Source organism: Halomonas urmiana, assembly GCF_005780185.1.
Lineage (GTDB): Bacteria > Pseudomonadota > Gammaproteobacteria > Pseudomonadales > Halomonadaceae > Halomonas > Halomonas urmiana.
The window spans coordinates 12,353-37,334 of record NZ_VBUI01000012.1 but is presented as its reverse complement, the minus strand read 5'-3'; the positions used below and the strand labels follow the sequence as shown (position 1 = coordinate 37,334).

Genomic DNA, 24,982 nt, shown 5'->3' with positions numbered 1-24,982 from the left:
TTATCGTTGTTGTGGTGGTGGTAGGCCCCTATTCAGGGGCGCTGGATGGACTTGTATTCCAGGAACTCCTCCAGGCCATATCGTCCTAGCTCGCGCCCATGCCCCGACTGCTTGAACCCGCCGAAGGGGGCATAGAGGTTGAAGGGCGCGCCATTGATATCGACTTGTCCGGCACGGAGCTTTCTGGCGACCGTCATGGCACGCTCTTCGCTTGCCGACCAGACGGCACCGGCCAGCCCATACCGGGTATCGTTGGCGATACGCACGGCCTCGTCCTCGTCGCGATAGGTGATGATGGAGAGGACGGGACCGAATATCTCTTCCTGCCCCATCGTCGAATGCGGCATGACACGGCCGAGAATCGTGGGTTGCACGTAACACCCTTTGGGCAACTCGGCGGGAGGCTCGGCACCTCCGATCAGCAGCTCGGCGCCCTCTTCCAGCCCTGTGCGGATGTAGGCCTGTACGCGCTCCTGTTGAACCTTGGACGCGACCGGCCCCAGCTTGCCCGCATCGCTGAGCGGGTCACCGAGCGTGAAGGAGGATGCGACGTCCCGCGCCAGCTCGGCGGCTTCCTCGTAGCGGTGCTCGGGGACGAGCATGCGGGTGAGGGCGTTGCAATTCTGTCCCGAGTTGAGGAAGCAGTTGTTGACCGTGGCTTTCACGGCCGTCGGGAAGTCGGCATCCTCCATCAGGACGGCCGCCGACTTTCCCCCGAGCTCCAGGGCGACCCGCTTGATGGTGTCGGCAGCCAATGCCGAGATGCGCTTGCCGGCGGTGGTCGAGCCGGTGAAGGAGATCATGTCGACGTCCGGGTGGGTGACCAAGGCCTCGCCGGCCTCCGGCCCGTGGCCCGTGACGAGATTGAATGCCCCCGCCGGCAGGCCGGTATCGTGAATGACTTCGGCCAGGATGAAGGCGTTGAGGGGGGCCACTTCCGAAGGCTTCAGCACGACACTGCAGCCGGCGGCCAGTGCCGCGGCCACCTTGGCGGCCGTCTGGTGAAGGGGGTAGTTCCAGGGGGTGATGCAGCCCACCACACCGACCGGCTCTCGGGTGACCAGCGAGTTGCCGACGGTTTCCTCGAAGGGGAACTCGGCAAGGAGCTTGGCATACATGCCGAAGCTGGCGATGGGCAGGCTCGCCTGAATGCGGGTTGCCATCTTGAGCGGCATGCCCATCTCCGCGGCGATGGTGCGTCCGATCTCCTCCTTGCGCGCCTTCAGCCCGTCATGAATCTGCTGCAGGAAGGCGGCTCGCTGCTCGGGCGTGGTCTGACTCCAGGGAGTCAGGGCGGCCTTCGCGGCCTCGACCGCATCGGAGACATCCTGTGCGCTCGCCGCCGGCACCGAGGCGATGACGGCTTCGGTGGAGGGGCTCACGACCTCGATGGTCGCTTTCCCCTGCGGCGTGGTCCATTTCCCCGCCATGTACAGTTCGTTGTGGTGAATCATCTCGTGCGCTCCGGGGTGAGTTGTTGGCATCTGTGTCAGGAGGTAAGCGCCTCAGCGGCCCTGGAAGACCGGCTGACGCTTCTCGACGAAGGCTCTGGCGCCTTCCAGATGGTCGTCGGTCATGCCGCAGCGAGTGTGATGCCAGGCTTCGAGCTCCATGACCTCCGCCAGGCTGCTCACTTCGGCTGCATTCAGATTGCGCTTCATGTAGCGCAGCGCGATCTCGGGCCCCTCGGCGAGGCGATGGGCGAGCTCCAGCGTCACCGTCTCGAGCTCGTCATCGGTCGTGACCCGATTGACGATGCCCCAGTCCAGGGCTTGTTCCGCCGAGAGTCGCTCGGAGAAGAAGTACAGTTCCTTGGCCTTGGCGGGACCGACCAGGTGGGTGAGGAAATAACTGCCACCGAAGTCACCGGAATAGGCGACATCCTTGAAGGCCGTGAGCAGGCGCGTACTGGTCGAGGCAATACGCAGGTCACAGGCCAGGGCAATGGACAAGCCGGCACCGGCGGTCGCTCCATGCAGCATGGCCAGGGTCGGCTTGGGCATGTCATGCAGCAGCCGTGCGCACTCCATGGCGCGTCGGAGCGTCTGGGCACGCCCCTCCAGAGTGGGCTCGGTGAACTCATCACCCGAGGCCATGCCGGCGACATCGCCCCCGGCGCTGAAGGCACGCCCTTGGCCGGTCACGATCACCACGGCGACATCATTGTCGTAGGCGAGCCGGGCCAGGGTATCGCTGAGTTCGAGGAAACCGTTGGTGGTCAGGGCGTTCAACTTCTCGGGGCGGGCGAGGGTCACCCTGGCCACACGGTCGTGAATCTCGAGGGTCACTTCTTTGCTCATGCGGAGGCCTCCTGATGATGAAGCATGGGGGTATCGTCGGCGTCGGCGGTCGCCTTCACCGAAATCAGTGCGTCGACGATCACGGCTCCCTGCCCGGCTGGCTTGATCAGCACCGGGTTGAGATCGATCTCGTCGAGGGTGGGGGTCACGGCTAGGGTGTTGCCGAGTCGAACCGCGGCATCGCAAAGCGCCGCGATGTCGGCAGGCGCATCGCCGCGGACGCCTTCGAGGATCGGCCAGATCCGAGTTTGCTGGAGGGCTTCGCGGACTTCGGCTGCGGTGAAGGGAGGCACCAGCAACCGATAGTCCTTCACCGCTTCGACATACTTGCCGCCGTCCCCCACCAGTACCACGGGGCCCAGCACCGGATCTTGACGCCCCCCCAGGGCAATCTCACGCAATCCCGATTCCTGACGGGCGACGATGACGGTCCCCTCGATGCCCAGGGCCTCGAGCCGGGTGAGGCAGTCGCCATAGGCCTTCTGGACAGCCGTTTCGGAAGCGAGATTCAACCACACCAGCCCATGCTCGGACTTGTGGGGAATGGCCGGGGTACACGCCTTCAGTACGCAAGTCCCGCCGAGTCGCTGAAAGGCCTCTCGAGCCTGCTCGGCACCATGACAGACGTGATGATCGACGACCGGGAGCCCCATGGCGTCGAGCAGACGCAGGCTGGCGGCTTCATCCATGCCGTCGCCGGCGGCCCCGATCTGTAGCGCAGGAGGTGCGTCATCAATCGGCGGTGGGGCCTGCTGCATGAGACGCCGGTGATGGACGACCTGATGGACCTGTCGAATGACCTCGGTGTCACTCTGATACGTCAACAGGCCCTGGGCCGCGAAGTGAGACAGGATGGCGCGCTGGGGCCCGGAGACGATCACCGGCTTGCCGCTTCGCTCGCTGGCGTCCCTGGCGGCGCGGGCGAAGCCTTCGACGTCGTAGCCTTCGCCTGCCACCGGCATCCCGATATGAAGGATGTCCAGGCGAGGGTCGGCGCAGAGCACGTCGAGGGCCTTGCCGAACAGGGTGCCATCACTCAACAGGCCGGCCGTCAGATCCAGGGGGTTATGGATGGCGCCGAAGGCCGGCATGATCTCGCGCAGGCGCTGGACAGTGGCATCACTCAGGTCGGGGAGGACCACCCCCAGTCGCTCCGCCGCGTCAGCACAGATCACCCCGACGGCCCCGCTGTGGCTCATGGTCAGCATCTGGCCACGGCCAAGGGAGGCGTTCGCCAAGTACAGCTCGCTGGCGGCAGCCAGGTCCTGGATGTCGCGAACGCGCCATATCGCATGACGGCGGAAGAAGGCATCGACGACGGCATCCTCTGTCGCCAGCGCGCCGGTATGGGAACTGGCAGCCGACTGGCCCTTCCGGCTGGTGCCAGACTTGAGGGCCACGATGGCGACACCTCGCTCACGAGCTCGCTGCGCGGCTCGGGCGAGCGAACGCGCATCCTTGATCGCTTCCAGGTAAAGCAGCACCAGGCGAATGTCGGGATCCTCGAGCACCGCCTCGATCAAGTCGGCACTGGTCACATCGGCATCGTTGCCGGTGGCCGCGAGATACCTGACGCCCAGTCCACGCTCGCGTAACAAGGCATAAGGCATGACGCTTGCGGCACCGCTTTGCCCGATGATGGCGATGTTGCCGTCCTGAGGCGGCACTTCCATGAACATGGTCGAGAAGTTGGCGACGACCCCATCCCGGAAGTTCGCGATGCCCTGTGAGTTTGGCCCGATGAGGCGTATCCCGGCCTCCTGGGCGATCGCGACGAGTTCCTGCTCGGCTTGGCGGCCGGCGTCTCCGGTTTCACTGAAACCGGAGGACATCATGACCACACTACGAACGCCTCGTTGGGCACAGGCTTGCATCGCTTCCGATGCCCGCCTGGCGGATACCGCGATGATGACCAGCTCCGGCGACGTGGGTAGGGCGTCAAGACTGGGGTAGCATTTCAAGCCCTGAACCTGTTCGCGTTTAGGGTTCACGGGAAAGAGCACGCCGCGATAGCCGAACCGTGTCATATAGTGGATAGGTCGGCCACCCACACTATTGGGGCTCTCCGAGGCACCGATGATGGCAATCGAACGCGCCTGAAAGGCATGTTCCATCAGCGAGTGTGTCGTCTTGTTATGGCTCATGAGAATACTGTGCTCTGAAGGGAAATTATGCGCTTTTCGTCAGGAAGCGTTGCATGATGGCCTGAGGCTCTCCTGTCAGGTAGCGTTCGTACTGATATCGGACCAGATCCGTACAGGCGGCATCGAACGCCGATTGTGACTGTGCGCGAAAGCGTTGTTTGCTGAGACGCACGGCTTCGCTCGGTAGAGCGGCGAACTCTTCTGCCAGCGTCCAGGCGGTGGTTACTACTTGCTCCTTGGTCACCAGGCGGTTCAGCAGGCCGATATCATGGGCTCGCTGGCCCGTGATCAGATTGCCGAGCAGGGACAATTCGCTGTTGAGGGCATGGCCGAGATGGAGCGCCATCAAGCTGGAGCCCATGATGCTTGCCAGCCCGACCTTGACCTCGGGTTGACCGAGTCGCATGTCCGGGTAGCCGACACGCAGATCCGCCAGCAGGCCAAGCTGGAAACCGACGCCTGCCGCCACGCCGTTGAAGGCCGCGACGGCTGGCTTCTCGAGGTCGCGCATGGCCTGCAACAGTCGGCACTGGTGGGTCATCCAGGCCTCCACCTCTTCGGGCGAGAAGGCGGCGGCCTCGGCCAGGTCCTGGCCGGCGGAGAAGGCCCGATCCCCGGAGCCCGTCAGCACGATGGCTTTCACCGAGGCGTCCTGGTTGAGCTCCTGAAAGGCTTCGATCAAGGCATCACGCATGGCGCCATTGATCGCATTGAGGACACTCGGGCGATTGAGGGTGAGAGTGGCAATATCGCCTCTGCTTTCCCGGACTACAAGTTGTGACATGAGCGGATCTCTTGATTGCTGGTGGTTTCTTATAGGTTTTGACCTGAGGGTTAGGTTCACGGCCTGCGCGTTGAGCGTGGCGGTTGCATCAGGACTGTGGTGACTATGGTCCCCGGTCTTGCTATTTGTGAATAGCATGGCGAACATACCAGGTATGCGTTTTGTGGATATCTGGTCATGAACCTGAAAAACCTAGAAATTTTCTTGAGAGTCCATGAGTCGGGCAGCCTGACCAAGGCTTCGGCCCAGCTCGGCATCACCCAGCCGTCACTCAGTCGGGCCATCAGTGCCCTGGAGGAGGAGCTCGGAGGAGCGTTGTTCCACCGCACCGGACGAGGGGTTGCCCTGACCGAACTGGGAGAGGCGGCGCTGCCCCGCATTCGTAGCCTGATCAGCCATGCCGACGAGGTGGCCTCGGATCTTCGTGATCTCGGAGGATCGCCCACCGGGATCGTGACACTCGGGGTGTTGCCATCCATGACGACGCCACTGGTGGCAAGGCTGTTTAACGAGACCCGGAAGCGGTTTCCGGGCATTCAGCTGCGCATCTATGAGGGATTTAGTGACCAGATTGAACACTGGGTCGCAACGGGGCACGTGGATATCGGGGTGCTGAGCCGCTATCGCGCGGCCAGGCAGGAAAAGGAAGAGGTGCTGCTGGATTCGGGGTTGATGCTTGTTGCACCCCTTGGTGACCCATTGACAGGCTCGACCGTGGGTTTCCAGGCCCTGCAGGGGTTGCCACTGGTCTTGCCGATCTATCCCAATGGTTTAAGAGTCTTGGTGGATGACACTGCCAAGCGCCAGGGAGTGAGGCTTAACATTGTGTTGGAAGCCGATTCGCTGAGGGTTCAGAAGGATGTGGTGAAACAGCATGACTGTTTCACCATTTTGAGTCCCCAGGCGGTGTTCGAGGAAGTGGCAGAAGGGCACCTGAGTGCCAGCCACATCGTCAATCCCGTCTTGACCCGCCAGGCCATCTTGACCAGTACCACAAGCCGTCCCATTAGCCGGGGGGGCAGGGAGGTCATCAAGATGGTCAAGAATATCGTTCAGGGCTTGCGTGAAGAGTTCGATTGGTGAGGATCGTCTCCGAGAGCTGGCTGAACAACCGCGCGACCAACCTCACCCGGGGGCGTATGCTGGCTGTCTGCATGGTGGTCATGTACCTCGGCCAGGGCGGTGGACAGCTGCTGCTGAACGTGGCCGCCCCCTCGGAGGCCGATCTCTTCATCCTGTCGTCGACCCTGATTTCCGTCGCCCTGTTACCGCTGCTGCTCAGCGCCATGCCGGCCCCTGACGTCAGTCTCGCGTCGCGCATGTCCGTGAGCCGGCTATGTCGTATCTCGCTGTTCGGTGCCCGGGGCGTCTTCGTTGCCGGTCTGATCAACGGCACCATCATGGGGATGGGCGCGGTCTATGCCCACGACGCCGGCCTTTCTGTCGCCCGTATTGCCCTGTTCATGGGGGCAGTGATCTGCGGCGGCAGCCCTGCTGCAATGGCCATTGGGGCGACTCTCCGAGCGCATGGATCGGCGCTGGGTCATTCTCGGGGTGACCTTTGCGGCGGGCGAGGCCCGCCGGGCACCATCGGGGGAGCTAGAGGATGCCGCGGACAGGGAAGAACCGCTGCAGGAGCGGCCCTCCGAGACTCCCTAACATCCGGCGTGGCGCCTGGGTCGGTCACCCGGCCGGGGTCGAGGTTTCCCACCGCGGCGACAGGGGGAGGGGGCCTGTGAGGCAGGACCGCTGGTGAACATTGCCTACCGGCGGAGAATATCCATGACGTGGGGCACGGTTTCGGTGCCCCAGACCATTCGGTGCCATCGTCATCTGTCCGGTGGTGATCGGCGCCAACAGTCCGCCGATGGCTCCGATCCTCTACATGTACGTGGCCTGTCGCATCGGCCGGGCCACCCACCGGAAGTTCTAGCCGGCGCTGCAGCTGATGGCTTTCATCGGCACCCCGGTGATGCTGATCACCTCCTTCAGTGCCCGAGCTGTCGCTGTTCCGGCTGCGCCTGCTGGGCTTCCTCTCGTCGCCGAACCGTCGCCAGAGGCGGAAGGCAGTGCCGGCCTTCCGTCTGGGTAAACAGGCGCACCGGCACCATCTCGCCAGCCCTTGATGAGCGTCAACGCCGTCATAGTGCATGCGAAGTACGATTTAACTTCCCAGAGGCGAACCCGCCTTCTCGAATTCCCCAATGGACGGTCCCAGTGAGCGATACCCCGAACAGCGCCCGGCGAGTACTGACCATCGCCGCCATCCTCATCAGCCTGTTGGCGCAAATGCAGGCCATGGGGCTGCTCGGCATTGCCATCCCGCTTTCCCTGGCAAATCAGAGCACTCCCATCGGCGAGATTGGCGCTGTGATGGCCTTCTACTCCGTGGGCCTGATCCTGGGCTGCTGGCAGGGTAAGCGATTGATTCGGCATGTCGGTCATATTCGCGCCTTTGCCGGCTTTGCCAGTCTGGCCACCATGGTGGGCATACTCCACGCCTTTGGCGGGGATGCCCAGCTCTGGGGGCTGTTGCGCCTGAGCAGCGGTTTTGCCGCCGGGGTGATGCTGATCGTACTGGAAAGCTGGTTGAGCAGTTTCGCCGGTCCTCGAAACCGGGGCCGACTACTGGCATTACACCAGATGGTCTTCTACCTGGCACTGGGCTCGGGCCAGCTGTTGATTAACTTCGCAGCCCAGGAGCCGCAGCGGGCTTTCCTGATGGCCGCCCTGCTGAGCGCTTTCGGCGCACTGCCCCTGGCCTGGGTTCGAACACAAAACCCTCCTCTGCCCGATAGCCGGACCATGCCACTGACGGCCTTGTTGCGCCGGGCCCCGGTCGGTGTACTGGGGGCCGTGGGGGCGGGGTGTGCCGTGGGAGCCTTCTACAATCTTGCACCCCTTTATGGCCGGCAAACAGGCCTGTCCACTTACGAGATTTCGATCTTCATGGCGGCGCTGGTGTTCGGCGGCATGCTGCTGCAATATCCGGTCGGCCGCCTGGCGGACCGATACGGTCGCACCACCGTTCTTATGCTGCTGCTCGGTCTGGTCGCCATCACGGCCCTGTCGCTGGTCGGCGCCAAGCCCTCATTCCCCTTGCCAGTGGTGGCCCTGGCTCTGGGCAGTCTTCTGGGCTGCATTCAACCCACCAGCGTCGGCGTGGCCCACGATCGATTGCCCTCTGAACAGCTGGTGGCTGCCAGCAGCGGACTGTTGATCGGCTACGCCATCGGTGGCGTTGCGGCCCCGATTCTGGCCTCGGCCAGCATGGCCCAGTGGGGGCCCACGGCGCTTTTTGCCTTTGTGAGTATCTTTGAAGTGAGCATATTGCTGGCCATCGGCACTTGCTTGATGTTGCGCCATGCCGGTATCGGCGTTTCGCCAGAACGGTTGCAGAGCAATGAATGACAGGCCTATCCCCCCAGTGTCAGGGAATCTGCTGCCTGGAGGCATTGCTTGGCGGGGGTTCATAGCCGAGAGAGCTTGCCCGCCGGTGCAGGCCTTGCGATAGCCCCTGCCGGGCGGGGCCCTTCGAGGTTTCGTGTCATGCTAGGGTTTGAATGTGACAAACCCTGCTTTACTCTCAGCGATGGTAAGATGCTCTCGATTTCAAACAGGTATGACCCATGAAGCGCAAGCCCGCCGTGACATCTCGGGAGGTGGCAGAACTCGCCGGCGTCTCCCAGTCGGCCGTCAGCCGCTGCTTCTCGCCCAAGGCGAGCATTTCCGAGAAGACGCGGCGCAAGGTGCTGAAGGCCGCCAAGGAGCTTGGCTACCGTCCCAACAGCATCGCCAGGTCCCTGATCACTCGCTCGTCACGCACCATTGCCCTGGTGCTGTCGACGCTGGACAACATGTTCTACCCGCTCGCCGTCGAGAAGGCCTCGCTGCGTTTCCAGGCGGAGGACTACCATTTGCTGCTGTTCGTGGTCCCCGAGGACGGCGATTTCGCGGGCGTCATGGATCGGATCCTGCAGAGTCAGGTCGATGGCATCCTGATGATGTCGGCGCTGTTGACTTCCTCCCTCGCCGAGGAGTGCGTGGAGACCGGCGTACCGGTGGTGCTGCTCAACCGCAACGTGGCGTTCGAGGGCGTCAGCCAAGTCTACAGCGATAACTACCACGGCGGCTTCTGGGCCGGTAGCTATCTGGCCATGGGGGGGCACCAGCGTGCGGCGTTCGTGTCCGGGCTGGAGTCGTCGTCTACCAGCCGGCGTCGCCACCAGGGCTTCGTCGATGGGCTAGCCTCCCATGGCCTGACCTGTCATGCCGTGGTCCATGGCAACTACGACTTCGAGCAGGCTCGCCAGGCTACCCGTGAGCTGTTCGCCATGTCTCCCCGTCCCGATGCCATCTTCGTCGCCAGTGACCACATGGCGGTCGCCGTGCTGGAGACGTTGCGCCACGAGCTCGGGCTACGCGTGCCCGAGGACGTCTCTGTGATCGGCTTCGATGACACGCCGGTATCTGCCTGGCCGAGCTATCGGCTGACCACGGTCCGCCAACCCGTGGACCAGATGATCGAAGAGGCGACGACCCTGCTGCTCAAGCAGATTCGCGAGGAGGCCGTCGTCGCCGAGCACCGTGTCTTGCCGGTAACGCCGATCCTGCGCGCCACTGCCCGTCGCCCCGTGGCCGCTTCCGTCGACTGAATCTGCTGACGGGGCTAGACTTTGGTCTAGTCGCGATGCCTCGCTTCCTCCCCGGGGGCTATTTCTATCCTATTGAAATGAAATGCTGCTCTTAGCCACTCGGTGACGCCCCTCGTCACAGCAGCTTTCGGGCCTGTTTTGCAAACGTATTCATTTTGTGCCACGTTTAGCTTTACACCCTGACCGACACTCCGACAACGATACGGAAGCCTGTGATGGAAAATTTCGGCGTACTCAACTGGACGATCCTGATCGTCTATCTGCTCGTGAACCTGGTGATGGGTTCGGTGCTGAGCAAGAAGGTCCACAGCGCCGAGGACTACTACCTGGGCAACAAGACCACTCCCTGGTGGGCCATCGGCCTCTCGGTGATGGCCACCTACGTCAGCGCCATGTCCTTCCTCGGCGGTCCAGCCTGGTCCTATGGGAGCGGCATGGGCGTGATGATGATCCAGATCAACTACCCGCTGGTGGTCTTCCTGGTGATCACGCTGTTCCTGCCGTTCTTCTACAACAGCGGCGTCGTGTCCATCTACGAGTACCAGGAGCGGCGCTTCGGCAAGAAGGCCCGCGGCGTCATGTCGATCATCTTCATGATGACCCAGGCGCTGTCTTCCGCGGCGGTGCTCTACGCGACGGCCCTGGTGATGGCTTACATCACCGGCGTCGACGTGGTCACCGCCATCGTGGTGATCTCGCTGATCGCCCTGGTCTACACCATGATGGGCGGCATCACCGCGGTGATCTGGACCGACGTGCTGCAGGCGGTCATCCTGCTGATCGGCGCGGTGATCATCTTCTACGCTCTGATCGATCGCATGCCCGAGTCGCTGGGCGCTTCCCTGGAGGCGCTGCAGGCCAAGGGCAAGATGAATATCCTCGACTGGTCCTTCGACCTCGGCGTGTCGGCCACCGTGTGGTCCGGCGTCATCGCGATGACCCTCTACCACGTCACCGTCTACGGCGCTAACCAGATGGTGGTGCAGCGCGCGCTGGCCGCCAAGAATATCGGCGACGCCAAGAAGTCCTTCATGTTCATGGGCTTCGCCGCCTTCTTTATCTATTTCCTGTTCCTGCTGATGGGCGTGCTGTTCTTCCATTACTACGATGGCCGCGAGTTCGAGAACAGCAACACCATCGTGCTGCAGTTCGCCGCCGAATACGGCCTGCCGGGGCTGCTGGGCATCGTGGCCGCCGCCGTGGTGGCCGCGTCCATGTCCAGCCTCGACTCCGCGCTGAACTCCCTGGCCACCGTGACCACGGTCGACTTCTACGAGAAGTACTTCCGCAAGGACGCCAGCTCCCAGCACTACCTCAAGGCCTCGCGGTGGTTCACCGTGGTCTGGGCCGTGCTGATCGTGGTCCCGGCGATCCTGTTTGCCCAGAACGAGGGCTCGGTGCTCGAGTTGCTGACCAAGGCCGGTTCCTACTTCGTCGGCGCCAAGCTGAGCATGTACGGCCTGGGCTTCTTCTCCAAGCACACCACCGAGCGTGGCCTGCTGGTGGGGGTCGCGGCGGGCTTTGCGGTGGTCTGGTTCGTGGCCACCAGCACTGAGGTCACCTGGCCCTGGTTCTGCGCCATCGGCGCCGGCGTGAACATCACCGTCTCCTGGCTGGCCAGCCTGCTGCTGGACGGCCGTCAGGCCGAGTACTCCGAGTACACCATCAAGGGGCAGAAGGCGATGTTCCGCGAGCAGGGGCTGGCCACCGAGGAGGGCGGCTGGTCGCGGCTGCCCGGCAAGGTGGACAACGTGAGCTGGCTGCTGGTGGTGTTCTTCTTCGCCACCATGATCGCCCTGTACCTCTTCACCGTCGGTATCTGAGTCTCCCTTGGCCCCGCGCCGTGAGGCGCCGGGTCTTTTTCTCAAGCTGTATTGCATTCGTATGCAGTAAGTGCCAGATTGACACCATGCACCGCCGGTGTGGCCTCGGTCGCCACCTCCGGCCCCCTGACAAGACCCATTAACGACAGCCGTGAGGACACTCCCATGATTCGTCATCTCAAGACCGGCGCTGCCGCCGATACTCGTGCTGAGGCCGACCGCAAGGTCCGCGAGGTGGTCGAGACCACCCTGGCTGATATCGAAGCCCGCGGCGACAGCGCCGTGCGTGAGCTCTCGGAGCGTTTCGACGGCTGGTCGCCGGAGAGCTTCTTCCTGACCCAGGAGGAGATCGACCAGGCGATCAGCGAGGTCGACCCCCAGGCGCTGGAGGACATTCGCTTTGCCCAGGCCCAGGTGCGCCGCTTCGCCGAGGCCCAGCTGGCTTCCATGCAGGAGATCGAAGTCGAGAACAGCCCCGGCATCATCCTGGGCCACAAGCACGTGCCCATCGAGGCGGTGGGTTGCTACATCCCCGGCGGCGGCTATCCGATGGTGGCCTCGGCCCACATGAGCGTGCTGACGGCCAAGGTGGCCGGCGTCAAGCGGGTGGTCGCCGCCGCGCCTCCCTACAAGGGCAAGCCGCACCCGGCCATCGTCGCCGCCATGCATCTGGCCGGCGCCGACGAGATCCTGGTGCTGGGCGGCGTCCAGGCCGTGGGCGGCATGGCCATCGGCACCGAGAGCATCGCGCCGGTGGACATGCTGGTCGGTCCGGGCAACGCCTTCGTCGCCGAGGCCAAGCGCCAGCTGTTCGGTCGCGTCGGCATCGATCTCTTCGCCGGCCCCACCGAGACCCTGGTGATCGCCGACGACAGCGTCGACGGCCTGCTGTGCGCCACGGACCTGCTGGGTCAGGCCGAGCACGGCACCAACTCGCCCTGCGCGCTGCTGACCACCTCCGAGCAGCTGGCCAGGGACACCGAGGCCGCCATCGCCGAGCTGCTCGAGAAACTGCCCACCGCCGAGGTCGCGCGCCAGTCGTGGGAGAATTATGGTGAGATCATCGTCTGCGACACCCACGAGGAGATGCTCCAGGTCGCCAACGAGATGGCCTACGAGCACGTCCAGGTGATGACCGAGAACCCGGACTGGTACCTGGAGAACATGGTCAACTACGGCGCGCTTTTCCTGGGCCCGCGCACCAACGTCGCCTACGGCGACAAAGTCATCGGCACCAACCACACCCTGCCGACCAAGAAGGCGGCGCGCTACACCGGCGGCCTGTGGGTCGGCAAGTTCCTCAAGACCTGCACCTACCAGAAGGTGCTGACCGACGAGGCCTCCGCTCGCATCGGCGGCTACTGCTCGCGGCTGTGCGCCCTGGAAGGCTTCGCCGGCCACGGTGAGCAGGCCAACGAGCGCGTGCGCCGCTACGGCAAGCGTGACGTTCCCTACGCCGGTCAGGTGGAAGCCTGAGGCGACCCGATAAGGAGGCAACCATGACACTCCCTCAGACACCGAGTTCGCGCCTCGACGGGCGCACGGCCCTGGTCACCGGTGCCAGCAAGGGCCTGGGGCTGGCGGCGGCCTGCGCCCTGGCCCAGGCCGGCGCCCATGTGATCCTGGTGGCCCGGGACGCCGCGGTGCTGGACGAGGCGGTGGCGGCGATGGCCGCCGCCGGCCTCGACGCCGAGTCGCTGGCCCTGGACGTTACCGATACCGCCGCGGTGCGGGCCGCCTTGGCCGGTCGGTCCATCGACGTGCTGGTCAACAATGCCGGCACTAACCGGCCCAAGCCCCTCGCCGAGATCGATGAGGCGGACTATGCGGCGGTCATGGACATCAACGTCCGCGCCGCCTATTTCCTGGCCCAGGCCGTGGCCGAGGCGATGCCGGAAGGCGGCTCGATCATCAACATGTCCTCCCAGATGGGGCATGTGGGTGCCGCCAACCGGACTCTCTACTGCACCTCCAAGGCGGCGGTGGAGGGCATGACCCGGTCCATGGCGGTGGAGCTTGGCCCCCGCGGCATCCGCGTCAACAGCGTCTGCCCGACCTTCATCGAGACGCCGATGACCCGGCCCTTCTTCGACAAGCCGGGCTTCCGTGAGGAAGTGCTGGCGAAGATTCCGCTGGGGCGTCTGGGGCAGATCGAGGACATCATGGGGCCGGTGGCCTTCCTCGCCTCGGATGCCGCCGCCCTGGTGACCGGCGGCGCCCTGATGGTAGACGGCGGCTGGACCGCCCACTGACCCCAAGGAGAATTCCATGAGCCTGTCCGGCTTCGACAAGCGCTTCGACGACCTGCGCGACTACATCCTCACGATCACCGAGTGGATCTGGGAAGGGCGCGGCATCGACCTGATCCGCGACTACTACGCCGAGGACTGCCCGGTGAAGACCCCGGCCGGGGCCTTCAGCGGCGTGGAGGGCGTGATTCGCGGCACCCTGGAGACCCTTCAGGAGTTCCCGGACCGCACCCTGCTCGGCGAGGACGTGATCGACAGCGAGGATGCCCCCGGCACCTACTATTCCTCCCACCGCATCTTCTCCCACATGACCCACCAGGGGCATGGCGCCTTCGGCGCGCCCACCGGGGTGCGGGCCGGGGTGATGACCGTGGCCGACTGCCTGTGCCGCGGCGACCGCATCGTCGACGAGTGGCTGGTGCGCGACCAGGCCGGCCTGGCCCTGCAGCTGGGCCATTCCCCCGAGGCCATGGGCCAGGCCCTGGCCGAGAAGGCCCCGATGCCCGGCCGGGAGGCACTGGTCGACCGCTGGCGCGGGCCCGAGGGCGACCTCGACATCGAAACCCTGGGACCGGTCGCCGAGCGCTACCGGGATCTCTGGCAGCACGGTCGCCTGGAGCGGCTGCGCACCGGCTACGACCGGGCCATCGACGCCAAGGTGCCCGGCGCCCGGACCCTGCGCGGCCACGACGACCTGGAGCGCTTCTGGTTCGGCTACAAGGCCGCCTTCCCGGCCGGCACCTTCCGGATCCACCACTGGATCGACCGCGAAGACGCCGGCGCCCCGCGTCGCATCGCGCTGCGCTGGTCCCTGGAGACCGCCCACCAGGGCGGCGGCGTGTTCGGCCCGGCCAGCGGCGCCCCGGTGGTGCTGTTAGGCATCACCCACGCCGAGCTGCGCGGCGACGTCGTGGTGCGCGAATGGCACCAGCTCGACGAGATCGCCATCCATGCCCAGATCGCCCAACATCGCCTGCAGGAGTCCTGATGACCGGCGCCGGGGGGCGGCGAGTAAGGCCGCTGAACTCGCGCTGGAGGCCGCCGAGCCCTTTACCCCTCGCCAGGGCTGGCCGCAGCACCTCGAGGTCGATATCGACGTCGGGGTGGGGCGTGGGGAGGGGGACTTGTGACGACTCATGATGGTTACGCATGCAACAGGATTCCCTTCGCCAAACTGCGGCTGCGATCCTCGGATTCCTGTGGGACGAGTGCTTTTGGTACCTCAGATTGTGATGATTGGCCTGAAACCCCGGCATGCCACCGGGCGCGTGCCCCATCGAACGCAAGATCCGTGGCACGTGGTGAGGCGCTAACCCAAGCACAATGATTCGTCATAAGCATGTACCCAAAACATACGTGTTGCATCGAAAAATAGATTGCAAGCCTGAATGTTTTAGGTCTACTCTCATTGCATACGTATACAAACAAATAAAGTGATGCTCATAGGGGATCTTATGGCTGAAGTAACACTCAAGAATGTTGGTAAACGCTGGGGTTCATTTGTCGGCGTCGACAACTTCGACCTCACCATCGCCGACAAGGAGTTCCTGGTACTTCTAGGTCCTTCGGGATGCGGAAAAACCACTACCATGCGGATGATCGCGGGACTCGAAGATGCCACTGAGGGTGACATTCTGATTGGCGGGGAGCGTGTCAATGACATGGAGCCCAAGGACCGGGATGTGGCGATGGTGTTTCAGTCCTACGCGCTCTACCCCAACATGAGTGTCTACGACAACATCCGTTTTCCGCTGAAGGTGCGCGGGGGCGATTCCTCGACACATGACGAGAAGGTCCGCCGCGCCTCCGCGATGGTCGAGCTGGACGACTTCCTGCATCGCAAGCCGTCGGAGCTGTCCGGTGGCCAGCGCCAGCGTGTCGCCTTGGCTCGGGCAATCGTTCGCGAACCCAACGTCTTCCTGATGGACGAGCCACTGTCTAACCTCGATGCCAAGCTGCGCGTTTCAACCCGCGCCCAGATCAAGAATCTCAGCCATGAGTTGGCGGTGACGACGATCTACGTGACCCACGACCAGATTGAGGCGATGACACTGGCCGACCGGGTCGTCGTGATGAAAAACGGCGTGGTACAGCAAATCGGAAGCCCGACCGAAATCTATGACAACCCGGTCAATATGTTTGTCGCCAGCTTCATCGGCAGTCCGGCGATGAACTTGATTGATGGTCATGTAGAGGGCGGTACCTTCCGCGCATCGCATGTAGAAATTCCCGGCTTGAGTGTGCAGGACGGCCCCTTGACCCTGGGGTTCCGCGCTGAGGATTCCGGCATCGCGTCACCGGGAAAGGGCCAGATCAACGCCCCAATCTACACGCTGGAGATGCTGGGCGATGCGACGATGATCTCGGTGCGCGTTGGCGGTTCGCTGGTCTCGGTCAAGGCGGACAAGAATTTCCGTGCCGAGATCGACGACATGGTGTCGATCTCAGTGCCGCAGGAAATCTGCCACTTGTTTGATGGTCAAACCGGCGTGCGGATCGAGGGTGATCGTGCCCCCTGTCATGTTCCCAACTCCCGGCGTCCATCGTATGGATGCAATCAGATTGGCGCCTAATCTAAAACCAAAACAAGGACAATGACAATGCTATCGAAAAGGCTTGCTGCCGCATCACTGGTTTCCGGCTTGATGTGTTCGTCGGCTTTTGCCGCTGACTGTGGACCGGAAGGGCAGTCCATTCGCATCCTGGCGAGCGACTTCCCGGCGATCCGCGCCGTCGTGGACCAGGCGAGAGCGAACTGTGCAGAGTCCGCCGCCGAGTTTAGCGTCAACCATACCACCGAGGCGCGCCAGATGATGAACGCGGCGCTGACGCCGAACCCGGCGGAATATAGCTCGGTGATCCTGGCCAACTCGACGCTGACCCAGCTGATGAACGATGGGTTGGTAAGGCCGTTGAACGATCTGGTCGAAAAATACGAGGACAACATCCCGGAGCATCTGCGGATCACCATCGATGGCGACGTCATGGCCGTGGCCTTCATGGCCAATTCGCAGCACCTGTTCTCGCGTCAGGACATCCTGCAGCAGGCCGGCGTGGACAGCATTCCGGCGACCTATGAAGAGGTACTGGCGGCGGCGGAAAAGATCCGCTCCGCGGGGGTCATGGAGCACCCGCTGGTGATGAACCTCCAGACCGGGTGGAGCCTGGCCGAAGCGTTCAACACGATCTATCTCGGTCACGATGGCGAGTTCTTCGAGTCGGGGTCCGCCGAGCCTTCGGTCAGCAGTGAGGAGGGCATCGCCACGCTGCAAACCATGAAAGCACTGGTCGAATATGCCCATCCGGATCATTTGACCCATGCCTCGAACGAGACCCAGGGCCTGTGGGAGTCCGGACAGGCGGCGCTGGGCATCATGTGGGGCTCTCGCGGGGCTCCCATCCTGGAGGAAGAAGGCTCCGCCGAGGCGGTGGCGTCGAACACGGTGCTGTCGGCGGCGCCCACCGTCGGCGGTGGCTCGACCCCTTCGGCCACCCTGTGGTGGGACGGAATCTCCATTGCCGCCAATGTTCCGGATGAAGACGCCGAGGCAACATTCGCCGCGCTGGTCAGTGCGCTGACCCCGGAGATGGTGGCGGAAAACAACGATGATGCCGTCTGGATGATCGATGGGTTCGAGCCCGGGCCTGCGGCTGCGGGCGTGACTGCCACGATGCAGGGCGGGGCGCGTCCCTACCCGATGATCCCGCAGATGGCGCTGCTGCATGCGGCACTCGGTTCGGAATTGACCGACTTCCTGAAGGGTAACGAAAGCGCCGAGAAGGCGCTGGCAGATGTCGAGAACGCTTATCGCACCTCGGCCAGGGAAGCCGGTTTCATCAACTAAGCCTTTCGGCTGGAGGGGGCGATCGGCTCCCTCGTTATTTTCCGGACTGAACACCGAGGCGCCTGTCATGAAGCACCGCACCTTCTTCTGGTTCATCCTGCCGACGCTTTCCGCGATGATCCTGTTCATCGCGCTGCCCATCGTTTCGGTTGCCATCCAGTCGCTGTTCGTCGAGAACGAGCAGGTACTGGTGGTATCCGAAAACTGTGGCCCGTTCGGCTGTACCTCCACCACCAAAGTCGATGCCGAGGCGACGGCCCAGCTGCAGGAAGAGCAGCCCCTGGGCCAGTTCAACGGGCTCGGGACTTACCTCAATCGTTCGCACCTGGCCTTTGCGGAAGTCGGCGAGGCCTGGCGTGGCACCGACACCCTGGGCGAGTTCTGGGGGCAGGTCTCCAACCTGCCTTTCTACCGCGCACTGTTCTTCACGCTGACCTACACGGCCGTGGTGACTCCGGTAGTCATCGTTCTGGGCCTGGCGATTGCGGTGGGCGTCAACAACCTGCCCAGGTTGCTCAAGGGGCCGTCGATCTTCATCTCGCTGTTGCCCTTTCTCGTCACGCCTTTGGTGGGCGCGTTGATCCTGTTCTGGATGGTCGATGGCGACGGCGTTATCGGCGCCACTATTCAGAGTGTCTTTGACGATCCCACGCTCAGCCTGAAGGCCTCGACGGCACTCACCTGGACCATGCTGATCGTGTATGGCGTCTGGCACACCCTGCCGTTCAGCTTCATCACGTTCTACGCAGGGCTTCAGACCGTGCCCGAGGACACCATGGAAGCCGCCAAGATCGACGGCGCGTCCAAGTGGCAGCGCATGATCCATGTGGTGGTGCCGCATCTGGCTCCGTTGATGTCCTTCGTGACGCTGATGCTCCTGATGGACAACTTCCGGGTCTTCGAGCCGATCGTCAGTTTCAAGGCCGAGGCCCATGCCACGTCGCTCAGCTGGATCATCTACAACGACCTGCGCGAAAGCGGCAATCCCCTCTACGGTTCCGCCGGGGCGACCTCGATGTTGACGATCATCGGCGTGGTCATCCTCCTGACACCGGTGTTGATTCGCACCTGGCGCGATTTCAACCGTAAAGCACACTGAGGGCACGACCATGACAACCAAAGCACAATCCCGCATCGCAGACTCCGCGGTGAGCAGTAAAGCCCGGTTCCGCTTGTCGCCGCTCACCGTCATCTCCCTGGCTCTCGTAGCGCTCTGGCTGATCGTCGCGGCCTTTCCCTTTTTCTGGACCTTCTGGGGCAGCTTCAAGGTTCAATCGGACTTCTTCTCCAAGGTTGACTGGCAGAACGCCATCTACGGGGTCAACACGATCAAGGAGACCGGCAGTGCCTTTACCCTGGCAGGCTACTACGGCGCCTGGGTCGACGAAGCGTTCTGGCGCAATGTCATCAACTCGGGCATCGTCGTGTTCTTCACGGTGATCATCTCGCTCACCATCGGCACGCTGGGCGGCTACGCGCTGGCTCGCTCCGGCCGCCGCTATGCCTTCTGGCTGCTGATGGCCGCACTGGCATTTCGCGCCATGCCGCATATCACCCTCGTCTCGGGCTATATGCTGCCCTTCTTCGAGTGGAACATCTGGGGCATCCTGCCGACCACCATCATCGTGCTGGTGGCAATCAATCAGCCCTTCACCCTGTGGATGCTGCACTCGTTCTTCCTCAACATCCCCAAGGACATGGACGAAAGCGCCATGGTCGATGGCTGTACCCGCTTCCAGGCCTTCCGGCACGTGATCATTCCGGTCATGTGGCCCGGCGTGATCACCACCGGCCTGTTCAGCTTCCTGCTGGCCTACAACGACTTCGCGGTGACCGCGATGCTGCTGAGTTCGGAGAACGAGACCATCATTCCCGCGATCAACAGCTTCCTGGGCACGACCCAGGTCGAAGGCAAGGTCATGTACGCCGTCGCCGCCGTGGTCTCGGCCACCGCCCCGCTGTTCGTCCTGATCCTGTTCTTCCAGCGGCAGATCGTCAGCGGCCTGACCGCCGGGGCGGTGAAAGGATGATCGTTCACGCCCCCAGGCCATGTCGGGGGGCGGTTCTCCGCATCATTGAAGGTTTCATTGGCACCGCTGGACAAGGCGATATCCACGACCGCCGGCTTGGCGGCAAGAATGTGAGCAATGGAGAGGTTAAAGAATGACCACGGACACCCATACCCAGAACAAAATGATGATTGCCCCGATGCGGGAAGCGATGCGCGATTTTAGCGAGAAAGGCGTTCGAACCGCGCTGGAGGGGCTGATCGCCCCGGACGCGGTGGTGCACATGTGCCACCCCTTCGGCGATCTGGCCGGTCCGATGGAGCTTTACGACAGCTGCTATGCGCCGCTGTTCGAGTCCATGCCCGACCTGGAGCGTCGTGACTGGATCGTCATGGGCGGGCGCACCGAACATGGTGGTGACTGGATCGGTTGCGGGGGCCATTACTATGGCACCTTCGTGAAGCCCTGGCTGGATATTCCACCGACCGGCCATTTGACGCACATGCGCTTCCATGAATTTTATCGCTTCGAGGAAGGCCGGGTCGTCGAGATCCAAACCATCTGGGATATCCCAGAGGTAATGATGCAGGCAAAGGCCTGGCCGCTGGCGCCTTCCCTCGGTCTCGAGTTCTGCATTCCTGGTCCGGCAACGATGGATGGCGTTGTGCCGGGTCCCTGGGATGAGGAGAAGTCAAAGGCCTCCTGCCGCCACATCGTAGAGATGCTGGACCATATGAAGAAACATCCCAGCCAGGGCGGGCCGGAAGTGATGGAGATGCCAAGGTTCTGGCATGAGCGGATGAACTGGTACGGTCCGGCCGGCATCGGCACGGGCCGTGGCATCGCCGGTTTTCGAAACTGGCACCAGATTCCCTTCCTGAGCGGCATGCCCGACCGCGGTCAGTATCTGGACGAGATCATCTATCACTTCTTCGGCGATGGCGATTACGCGGCGGTCACCGGCTGGCCCAACATGATGCAGACGGTGACCGACGATGGCTGGTTGGGCATCGCGCCCTCGGGCAAGAAGATCGCCATGCGATCGCTGGATTTCTGGCGATTGGAAGACGGCAAGATCCGGGAAAACTGGGTGACGGTCGATCTACTGGATGCCTATCGCCAGCTGGGCGTGGACGTCTTCGCGCGTCTGCGCGAGTTCAACAAGGCCCGCGTGGTTGGCGACATTCCATTTCCCGTCGGCGAAGCTTGACATGACCACTCTTCCCAGCACCCCCAGTTTCAGCCTGAAGGGCAAGCGCGCCTGGGTCCTGGACAAGATCAAGCTCGGCCGCCCCGGCGAGATCGAGGACATCATGGGCGCGGTGGTCTACCTGGCATCGGATGCCTCGGCGCTGGTGACCGGCACCGCGATGATGGTAGACGGTGGCTGGACGGCAGGCTGATGGGGGCAAGCAAGGTCACATCCATGCACGTCGCCCACCTGGCTGGGGTCAGTCAGTCAGCGGTCAGCCGAGTCTTCACGCCCGGGGCTTCGGTCTCGAAGAAGACCATCGAGAAGGTGCGCAAAGCGGCCGATGAGCTGGGCTACCGGCCCAATGTCCTCGCCCGCGCCATGGTATCCGGCAAGAGCGGGATCATCGGGCTGGTGGTTGCCTACCTCAACAACCAGTTCTACCCCGAGGTGCTGGAGAAGCTCACCAACGTGCTGCAGGAACGGGGCTACCACGTGCTGGTCTTCCTCGCCTCCCATGCGGCGGGAAACATCGACCGCGTGGTCGAAGAGATCCTGGACTTCCAGGTCGACGGCATCATCGCGGCCTCGGTTGCGCTGTCCTCGGACCTCTCCGCGCGCTGCCAGTCGGCCGGCGTGCCGATGGTGCTGTTCAACCGGGTGCAGGATGATCCGTCGATGTCGACCGTGACCTCCGACAACATCGCCGGCGGGCGCAAGGCGGCCGAGTTCCTGCTCGCGGGCGGGCACAAGAAGGTTGGCTATATCGCCGGCTGGGAAGGCGCCTCGACCCAGCGTGACCGTGAGGCCGGCTTCCGCGCAGGACTGCAAGAGGCCGGAGTCACCCTCCATGCCCGCGAGGTGGGGAATTTCGTCACCGAACAGACCCAGGAAGCCACCCGCCGCATGTTCGCCAGCGATCCGCCCGATGCGCTCTTCGTGGCCAATGACCACATGGCCCTCGCTGTCATGGACACCCTGCGCTTCGAACTGGGCCTCAGCGTGCCAGGCGACGTCTCCGTGATCGGCTACGACGATGTGACCGCCGCCGCCTGGCCCACTTATAACCTCACTACCGTGCGGCAGCCCGCCAACCGCATGGTGGCCGAAACCGTCGATATCATTCTGCGCAAGATCGAAGACGCCGAAGCGCGCCCGCGGCGGGTCGAGATCGACGGCCCCTTAATCATCCGCGGCTCGGCCCGCCTACCTGGAGGATGGAAGAAATGAAGGGTTTTGATCCCAAATTCAAGGACTTCCCAGATTACATCATTGGCATCACCAAGGAGATTTGGGAAGACCGCGGCATCGCCACGCTGCACGATTACTACGCACCGGACATCGTCGTGCGATCACCCGCCTCGGTGGTGGTGGGCAACGAGGGCGTGATCGCCGCCACCATGGCAACGCTCGCCGAATTCCCAGACCGCACCCTGCTGGGGGAGGACGTGATCTGGTCCGGTACGCCGGAGGACGGCATGCTGTCATCACACCGGCTCTTGTCCACGGCGACCCATCTGGGTGACGGGGTTTACGGCAAGGCCACCGGCAATAAGCTCACCTATCGGATCATCGCTGATTGCCACGCCATCGACAACCAGATCAATGACGAATGGCTTATCCGGGACCAGGGCGCGATCGTGCGTCAGATGGGCTGGGACTCCAGGGACTATGCCCGCGATCTGATCGCTCGGGAGGGCGGCCCCGAGGCCTGCGTCCAGCCCTACACGCCTGCCAACGAACAGCCTGGCCCCTACAAAGGCCAAGGCAACGACAATGAGTGGGGCGAGAAATACGCCGGTATCCTGACTCGGATCATGAATGCCGACATGCGTGTGATCGAGGCCGAGTACGACCGGGCAGTGCAATCCGAATACTCCGGCGGCGTTACCGGCCACGGCAGGGGGCCGGTGGACCGATTCTGGATGGGACTGCGCGCCTCTTTCCCCAATGCCGAGTTCAAGCTCCATCACCAGATCGGCTGCGACGATCCGATGATGCCGCCGCGCGCCGCGCTGCGCTGGACGCTGCACGGCAAACACGACGGCTGGGGGGTCTTTGGCAAGCCGACTGGAGCCGAGGTCTTCGTGCTGGGCGCCAGCCACGCCGAGTTTGGCCCCTGGGGCCTGCGCCGCGAATACACGCTATTTGACGAAACCTCGATCTGGAAACAGATCCTGCTGAAAACGGGCGATCTCTGAATGACACCTAGTTGTATGGTCCCGAGAAGCAGCGGATAGGGCTTCGTGAAATCTCTCGAGCTCATCCTGCCAGCGCTCAAGAATGAAGCCAACGGGTGTTTTACCCTTCAACGTCCGTAACGGACGTGCACTGTTATAAGCCCATAGGTAGTTCTGCAGTTGGGAGCCGATCTCCTCCAGGATGACGTAATGAAAGCTGCGAATAGTCGCTTCCTTGATCATGTGGTTCATCCGTACGACCTGCACGTTGGTCCGAGGGGGGATGCGGTAAGCTGGCGTCGTGGCGCGCCAGCGACGACGCTGGCGTCAAGCGCCGGGCATTCTTCGACATCATATTGCATTCGTATTCAAAAAGTGCCAGATTGATGTGACACCCACTGGAGAGGCGTCTAACGCTCATCCGGCCCCCTGACAAGACAACCCCAATGACAGCTATGAGGACCCCACATGATCCGTTATCTCGAGTCCGGCGCTGCCGCCGATACTCGTGCTGAGGCCGACCGCAAGGTCCGCGAGGTGGTCGAGACCACCCTGGCTGATATCGAAGCCCGCGGCGACAGCGCCGTGCGTGAGCTCTCGGAGCGTTTCGACGGCTGGTCGCCGGAGAGCTTCTTCCTGACCCAGGAGGAGATCGACCAGGCGATCAGCGAGGTCGACCCCCAGGCGCTGGAGGACATTCGCTTTGCCCAGGCCCAGGTGCGCCGCTTCGCCGAGGCCCAGCTGGCTTCCATGCAGGAGATCGAAGTCGAGAACAGCCCCGGCATCATCCTGGGCCACAAGCACGTGCCCATCGAGGCGGTGGGTTGCTACATCCCCGGCGGCGGCTATCCGATGGTGGCCTCGGCCCACATGAGCGTGCTGACGGCCAAGGTGGCCGGCGTCAAGCGGGTGGTCGCCGCCGCGCCTCCCTACAAGGGCAAGCCGCACCCGGCCATCGTCGCCGCCATGCATCTGGCCGGCGCCGACGAGATCCTGGTGCTGGGCGGCGTCCAGGCCGTGGGCGGCATGGCCATCGGCACCGAGAGCATCGCGCCGGTGGACATGCTGGTCGGTCCGGGCAACGCCTTCGTCGCCGAGGCCAAGCGCCAGCTGTTCGGTCGCGTCGGCATCGATCTCTTCGCCGGCCCCACCGAGACCCTGGTGATCGCCGACGACAGCGTCGACGGCCTGCTGTGCGCCACGGACCTGCTGGGTCAGGCCGAGCACGGCACCAACTCGCCCTGCGCGCTGCTGACCACCTCCGAGCAGCTGGCCAGGGACACCGAGGCCGCCATCGCCGAGCTGCTCGAGAAACTGCCCACCGCCGAGGTCGCGCGCCAGTCGTGGGAGAATTATGGTGAGATCATCGTCTGCGACACCCACGAGGAGATGCTCCAGGTCGCCAACGAGATGGCCTACGAGCACGTCCAGGTGATGACCGAGAACCCGGACTGGTACCTGGAGAACATGGTCAACTACGGCGCGCTTTTCCTGGGCCCGCGCACCAACGTCGCCTACGGCGACAAAGTCATCGGCACCAACCACACCCTGCCGACCAAGAAGGCGGCGCGCTACACCGGCGGCCTGTGGGTCGGCAAGTTCCTCAAGACCTGCACCTACCAGAAGGTGCTGACCGACGAGGCCTCCGCTCGCATCGGCGGCTACTGCTCGCGGCTGTGCGCCCTGGAAGGCTTCGCCGGCCACGGTGAGCAGGCCAACGAGCGCGTGCGCCGCTCCGGCCAGCGTGACGTTCCCTACGCCGGTCAGGTGGAAGCCTGAGGCGACCCCGATAAGGAGGCAA

22 protein-coding genes are annotated in these 24,982 nt (G+C 63.4%); 17 read left to right on the top strand and 5 right to left on the bottom strand.

Going from position 1 to position 24,982, the window contains the following annotated elements; all coding sequences use genetic code 11:
- Positions 1-32: 32 nt before the first annotated feature.
- The 4 genes from FEI13_RS09055 to FEI13_RS09040 are packed head-to-tail and all read right to left on the bottom strand — an operon-like array spanning position 33 to position 5,228.
- Entirely contained in the window at positions 33-1,454 is a 1,422-nt protein-coding gene (locus tag FEI13_RS09055; protein ID WP_138181214.1) for an aldehyde dehydrogenase family protein, read from the bottom strand.
- 51 nt (positions 1,455-1,505) lie between these two features.
- A complete protein-coding gene (locus FEI13_RS09050; protein ID WP_138181213.1) occupies positions 1,506-2,300 on the bottom strand; it encodes an enoyl-CoA hydratase in 795 nt (264 codons plus the stop codon).
- Positions 2,297-4,444, bottom strand: coding sequence for an acetate--CoA ligase family protein (locus FEI13_RS09045; RefSeq protein ID WP_204758388.1), 2,148 nt, complete (start codon positions 4,442-4,444; stop codon positions 2,297-2,299). The genes FEI13_RS09050 and FEI13_RS09045 overlap by 4 nt, the downstream gene beginning before the upstream one ends.
- A gap of 25 nt (positions 4,445-4,469) precedes the next feature.
- On the bottom strand, positions 4,470-5,228 hold the full coding sequence (locus FEI13_RS09040; RefSeq protein WP_138181212.1) for an enoyl-CoA hydratase/isomerase family protein: 759 nt from the start codon (positions 5,226-5,228) through the stop codon (positions 4,470-4,472).
- Positions 5,229-5,405: 177 nt separating this feature from the next.
- On the opposite strand from FEI13_RS09040, the gene FEI13_RS09035 reads away from it, so the two are divergent.
- The 16 genes from FEI13_RS09035 to FEI13_RS08955 all read left to right on the top strand — a co-directional run bounded on the left by FEI13_RS09035 (position 5,406) and on the right by FEI13_RS08955 (position 23,202).
- Positions 5,406-6,311, top strand: coding sequence for a LysR family transcriptional regulator (locus FEI13_RS09035; RefSeq protein WP_138181211.1), 906 nt, complete (start codon positions 5,406-5,408; stop codon positions 6,309-6,311).
- Positions 6,305-6,967: an MFS transporter gene (locus FEI13_RS09030; protein ID WP_138181210.1), complete on the top strand. Its 663-nt coding sequence runs from the start codon at positions 6,305-6,307 to the stop codon at positions 6,965-6,967. Before FEI13_RS09035 ends, FEI13_RS09030 begins: the two co-directional genes overlap by 7 nt.
- Before the next feature lie 478 nt (positions 6,968-7,445).
- On the top strand, positions 7,446-8,639 hold the full coding sequence (locus FEI13_RS09025; RefSeq protein WP_138181209.1) for an MFS transporter: 1,194 nt from the start codon (positions 7,446-7,448) through the stop codon (positions 8,637-8,639).
- A gap of 218 nt (positions 8,640-8,857) precedes the next feature.
- Positions 8,858-9,883 (top strand): LacI family DNA-binding transcriptional regulator, encoded by a 1,026-nt coding sequence (locus FEI13_RS09020; protein WP_138181208.1) that lies wholly within the window; start codon positions 8,858-8,860, stop codon positions 9,881-9,883.
- Positions 9,884-10,098: 215 nt separating this feature from the next.
- Positions 10,099-11,706, top strand: coding sequence for a sodium:solute symporter family transporter (locus tag FEI13_RS09015; RefSeq protein WP_138181207.1), 1,608 nt, complete (start codon positions 10,099-10,101; stop codon positions 11,704-11,706).
- A gap of 165 nt (positions 11,707-11,871) precedes the next feature.
- Positions 11,872-13,182, top strand: a complete 1,311-nt coding sequence (hisD, locus tag FEI13_RS09010; RefSeq protein WP_138181206.1) for a histidinol dehydrogenase — start codon at positions 11,872-11,874, stop codon at positions 13,180-13,182.
- A 23-nt stretch (positions 13,183-13,205) separates the two neighbouring features.
- The gene (locus tag FEI13_RS09005; protein ID WP_138181205.1) at positions 13,206-13,958 is read left to right on the top strand and encodes an SDR family NAD(P)-dependent oxidoreductase; all 753 of its coding nucleotides are present in this window, start codon (positions 13,206-13,208) and stop codon (positions 13,956-13,958) included.
- 16 nt (positions 13,959-13,974) lie between these two features.
- Entirely contained in the window at positions 13,975-14,943 is a 969-nt protein-coding gene (locus tag FEI13_RS09000) for a nuclear transport factor 2 family protein (RefSeq protein WP_138181204.1), read from the top strand.
- Between the two features lie 466 nt (positions 14,944-15,409).
- Positions 15,410-16,528, top strand: coding sequence for an ABC transporter ATP-binding protein (locus FEI13_RS08990; RefSeq protein ID WP_138181202.1), 1,119 nt, complete (start codon positions 15,410-15,412; stop codon positions 16,526-16,528).
- Positions 16,529-16,555: 27 nt separating this feature from the next.
- Positions 16,556-17,800 carry an ABC transporter substrate-binding protein gene (locus tag FEI13_RS08985; RefSeq protein ID WP_138181201.1) on the top strand — a complete coding sequence of 415 codons (1,245 nt, stop codon included), beginning with the start codon at positions 16,556-16,558 and terminating at the stop codon, positions 17,798-17,800.
- A gap of 67 nt (positions 17,801-17,867) precedes the next feature.
- Positions 17,868-18,899 (top strand): carbohydrate ABC transporter permease, encoded by a 1,032-nt coding sequence (locus tag FEI13_RS08980; RefSeq protein ID WP_138181200.1) that lies wholly within the window; start codon positions 17,868-17,870, stop codon positions 18,897-18,899.
- A 10-nt stretch (positions 18,900-18,909) separates the two neighbouring features.
- Complete coding sequence (locus FEI13_RS08975) at positions 18,910-19,830, top strand: carbohydrate ABC transporter permease (RefSeq protein ID WP_138181199.1); 921 nt, start codon at positions 18,910-18,912, stop codon at positions 19,828-19,830.
- A gap of 133 nt (positions 19,831-19,963) precedes the next feature.
- Positions 19,964-21,019: an ester cyclase gene (locus tag FEI13_RS08970; RefSeq protein ID WP_240036482.1), complete on the top strand. Its 1,056-nt coding sequence runs from the start codon at positions 19,964-19,966 to the stop codon at positions 21,017-21,019.
- Position 21,020: 1 nt separating this feature from the next.
- Entirely contained in the window at positions 21,021-21,212 is a 192-nt protein-coding gene (locus FEI13_RS19270; RefSeq protein WP_240036481.1) for an SDR family oxidoreductase, read from the top strand.
- Positions 21,213-21,235: 23 nt separating this feature from the next.
- Positions 21,236-22,231: a LacI family DNA-binding transcriptional regulator gene (locus FEI13_RS08960; RefSeq protein ID WP_204758386.1), complete on the top strand. Its 996-nt coding sequence runs from the start codon at positions 21,236-21,238 to the stop codon at positions 22,229-22,231.
- Positions 22,228-23,202 (top strand): nuclear transport factor 2 family protein, encoded by a 975-nt coding sequence (locus FEI13_RS08955; RefSeq protein ID WP_138181197.1) that lies wholly within the window; start codon positions 22,228-22,230, stop codon positions 23,200-23,202. The genes FEI13_RS08960 and FEI13_RS08955 overlap by 4 nt, the downstream gene beginning before the upstream one ends.
- Here the strand turns inward: FEI13_RS08955 and FEI13_RS19735 are convergent.
- Positions 23,146-23,424: an IS3 family transposase gene (locus FEI13_RS19735; protein ID WP_158294533.1), complete on the bottom strand. Its 279-nt coding sequence runs from the start codon at positions 23,422-23,424 to the stop codon at positions 23,146-23,148. The two genes, FEI13_RS08955 and FEI13_RS19735, sit on opposite strands and share 57 nt — an antisense overlap.
- Positions 23,425-23,649: 225 nt before the next feature.
- Between FEI13_RS19735 and hisD (FEI13_RS08945) the strand changes: the two genes are divergently transcribed.
- On the top strand, positions 23,650-24,960 hold the full coding sequence (gene hisD / locus FEI13_RS08945; protein WP_138181195.1) for a histidinol dehydrogenase: 1,311 nt from the start codon (positions 23,650-23,652) through the stop codon (positions 24,958-24,960).
- Positions 24,961-24,982 lie beyond the last annotated feature (22 nt).

Bases quoted from the DNA above. Each gene is read 5' to 3' on its own strand.
- FEI13_RS09055 (WP_138181214.1), bottom strand. From the start codon at position 1,454: ATGATTCACCACAACGAACTGTACATGGCGGGGAAATGGACCACGCCG.
- FEI13_RS09050 (WP_138181213.1), bottom strand. From the start codon at position 2,300: ATGAGCAAAGAAGTGACCCTCGAGATTCACGACCGTGTGGCCAGGGTG.
- FEI13_RS09045 (WP_204758388.1), bottom strand. From the start codon at position 4,444: ATGAGCCATAACAAGACGACACACTCGCTGATGGAACATGCCTTTCAG.
- FEI13_RS09040 (WP_138181212.1), bottom strand. From the start codon at position 5,228: ATGTCACAACTTGTAGTCCGGGAAAGCAGAGGCGATATTGCCACTCTC.
- FEI13_RS09035 (WP_138181211.1), top strand. From the start codon at position 5,406: ATGAACCTGAAAAACCTAGAAATTTTCTTGAGAGTCCATGAGTCGGGC.
- FEI13_RS09020 (WP_138181208.1), top strand. From the start codon at position 8,858: ATGAAGCGCAAGCCCGCCGTGACATCTCGGGAGGTGGCAGAACTCGCC.
- FEI13_RS09015 (WP_138181207.1), top strand. From the start codon at position 10,099: ATGGAAAATTTCGGCGTACTCAACTGGACGATCCTGATCGTCTATCTG.
- hisD (WP_138181206.1), top strand. From the start codon at position 11,872: ATGATTCGTCATCTCAAGACCGGCGCTGCCGCCGATACTCGTGCTGAG.
- FEI13_RS09005 (WP_138181205.1), top strand. From the start codon at position 13,206: ATGACACTCCCTCAGACACCGAGTTCGCGCCTCGACGGGCGCACGGCC.
- FEI13_RS09000 (WP_138181204.1), top strand. From the start codon at position 13,975: ATGAGCCTGTCCGGCTTCGACAAGCGCTTCGACGACCTGCGCGACTAC.
- FEI13_RS08990 (WP_138181202.1), top strand. From the start codon at position 15,410: ATGGCTGAAGTAACACTCAAGAATGTTGGTAAACGCTGGGGTTCATTT.
- FEI13_RS08985 (WP_138181201.1), top strand. From the start codon at position 16,556: ATGCTATCGAAAAGGCTTGCTGCCGCATCACTGGTTTCCGGCTTGATG.
- FEI13_RS08980 (WP_138181200.1), top strand. From the start codon at position 17,868: ATGAAGCACCGCACCTTCTTCTGGTTCATCCTGCCGACGCTTTCCGCG.
- FEI13_RS08975 (WP_138181199.1), top strand. From the start codon at position 18,910: ATGACAACCAAAGCACAATCCCGCATCGCAGACTCCGCGGTGAGCAGT.
- FEI13_RS08970 (WP_240036482.1), top strand. From the start codon at position 19,964: ATGACCACGGACACCCATACCCAGAACAAAATGATGATTGCCCCGATG.
- FEI13_RS19270 (WP_240036481.1), top strand. From the start codon at position 21,021: ATGACCACTCTTCCCAGCACCCCCAGTTTCAGCCTGAAGGGCAAGCGC.
- FEI13_RS08960 (WP_204758386.1), top strand. From the start codon at position 21,236: ATGCACGTCGCCCACCTGGCTGGGGTCAGTCAGTCAGCGGTCAGCCGA.
- FEI13_RS08955 (WP_138181197.1), top strand. From the start codon at position 22,228: ATGAAGGGTTTTGATCCCAAATTCAAGGACTTCCCAGATTACATCATT.
- FEI13_RS19735 (WP_158294533.1), bottom strand. From the start codon at position 23,424: ATGATCAAGGAAGCGACTATTCGCAGCTTTCATTACGTCATCCTGGAG.
- hisD (WP_138181195.1), top strand. From the start codon at position 23,650: ATGATCCGTTATCTCGAGTCCGGCGCTGCCGCCGATACTCGTGCTGAG.